General features: G+C 32.7%; 2 protein-coding genes. One reads left to right on the forward strand and one right to left on the reverse strand.

Annotated features, from left to right (window positions below; genetic code table 11):
• Positions 1-278: 278 nt before the first annotated feature.
• The gene (locus ACODST_RS27690; protein ID WP_488935328.1) at positions 279-680 is read right to left on the reverse strand and encodes a T9SS type A sorting domain-containing protein; all 402 of its coding nucleotides are present in this window, start codon (positions 678-680) and stop codon (positions 279-281) included.
• A 440-nt stretch (positions 681-1,120) separates the two neighbouring features.
• Here ACODST_RS27690 and ACODST_RS27695 point away from each other — a divergent pair, with 440 nt between their 5' ends.
• The gene (locus ACODST_RS27695) at positions 1,121-1,993 is read left to right on the forward strand and encodes an AraC family transcriptional regulator (protein ID WP_488935329.1); all 873 of its coding nucleotides are present in this window, start codon (positions 1,121-1,123) and stop codon (positions 1,991-1,993) included.
• The last annotated feature ends 309 nt before the right edge of the window (positions 1,994-2,302 follow it).

Genomic DNA, 2,302 nt, shown 5'->3' on the forward strand with positions numbered 1-2,302 from the left:
GTGACAAACATAGCCAGCGGTTTGAACCGCTGGAACGCATCGGATATGATCGTATCGTATATAATATTGCTGTTGATTTAGCTTTCGTTTCCCGCGGTTGAAACCACGGGTTATGTTTTAGTATAACTATCGGGCTTGCATAAACTTCTGCGTTATTGTGGTTAAATATAAAGCAAAAAAAACAGCCCAATAACCACAAAGAGCTGTTTTAAAACTTGCGTTTTTAACTTTACTAACTATCTAACCTTAGTTTTATACTTATGAGAAGTATAACTTGTTTAGCGTACTGCTACGCTAGTATTTTTGTCAGCTACTGTTTTGTAAACTGATGAAATTGCTTTTGAAGATAAAGTGCTTACATTATTGTTTACACTTATTTGATATTTAACTTTTTTAGTACTGTCTTCTACTTCAAGGAAATAAGTTCCGTCAGGAAAATCCTGTAAGTTGAAAGTTCTTAAGATACCGTCTTTTCCTGAAGCATTTTCAGAATATAATACAGTACCGTCATTATCATATATAGTCAATTTTGCTTTCTGTAATTGATTTACTCCAAAAGAGATCAATTTTCCATTTTGTAATACATGAAGATTAAAGTCCTCATTCCCATCAATCGCATAAGTGCTTGCTCCTGCAAAAAGTGCTGCACATACTAAACTTAATTTTACAATCTTTTTCATAGTATTTGTTTTTAAAATTTTTAGCTCTAAATCTCTGATGTAAAATTAGTACGACTGTATCTATTTTATATCAACTCTATTTTCCAATTTATGTGCTATATTCTCATTTACGAAACCGTTATAGGTTAAAATTTGAATTTTTTTAGGTGTTTTTGTTAATTAGGCTATTATTTTTCAAATATTTCTAAATGTTAATGTTTTTATCAGGCCTGTAAAAATCTTACATAAATAATAAATGTCTATAAAAGAAGTAGAATAAATGCGATATATTAAAAAAATAAGGAATAAAAATATGGGTCTTCCAAAAATGATCGTTTTAAGGGGTGTTGGCTGAATTGAATTTGATGAAAAATTCTCATTTACGAAACCGTTATAGGTTAATTTTTAAATTATATTAGGCGATTTTGTTAAATTTGCTATTATTTTTTAAAGAAATTATCATGAAGACGAACGCCCCAGCTCTTGAAGTGATAACTAACTCATACGGAAGTTCTTTTACCTACACTAAACACGCCGAAAAGACCAATAGTAAAGCTCATTTATGGCATTATCATCCAGAGATTGAGTTGGTTTATATAAATGGCGGGGCAGGGAAAAGACAAATAGGAAGCCATGTTTCCTATTATACAAATGGTAGTTTGATTCTGATAGGCTCTAATTTGCCGCATTGCGGTTTTACAAACGAACAAACGGGAAATATAAACGAAACGGTTATACATATTAAACCTGAATTTTTAGGAAACAACTTTTTTGCTGTTCCCGAAATGAAAAAGATTCAGAATGTTTTGAGTCAGTCTAAAGGCGGAATTGCTTTTGGTGGCGAAACAAAAAAAAGAATCGGGAAGAAAATCGAAATGATGGAAGAGCAGCTTCCGTTTCAGCGTTTGTTAACACTTTTAAGTATTCTGGATGAACTAGATTCCTCTGAAGAATATACCATGCTGAATGCTGATGGCTTTGCTATGGAATTACAGACACAGGACAGCGACCGAATGAATGTAGTCTTTAATTATGTAAAAGATAATTTCCAGCAGCCCATTGCGATCGACGAAGTTTCGAATCTGGTAAGCATGACGACCCCTTCTTTCTGCCGTTATTTTAAGAAGATCTCCAATAAAACGTTTACCGAATTTGTAAACGAATACCGACTGGTACATGCTTCAAAACTTCTGGCCGAAAAACCGATAAGCATAAATGAAGTATGTTACGAAAGCGGTTTTAACAATTTCAGTCACTTTAGTAAATCGTTTAAGCAGTATACGGGTAAAAGTGCTTCACAATACCGTCACGAGCATAAGATTATAATTAGCTAATTTTTAGCTTGTAATTTTTATTAGCCACGAATTCACGAATTTTATTTACTATTAATTCGTGAATTCGCGGATATTTTATTTTTGCCACAGATTATACGGATTAAGAGGATTTTTTTTTTTTGCCACGAATTGCACGAATTTTCACGAATTGTTTTGTGTAAATTCGGGTAATTCGCGGCTATTCCTTTTTTCATTCCAGTATATAAATCCTTTTAATCTGTGCAATCAGTGGCGGAAAACGAACCAATTTGAAGAATAAATTCGTGAATTCGTGGCTATTTTATTTTAGCCACAGATTATGTGGATTAT

Source organism: Flavobacterium sp. FG19, assembly GCF_057809475.1.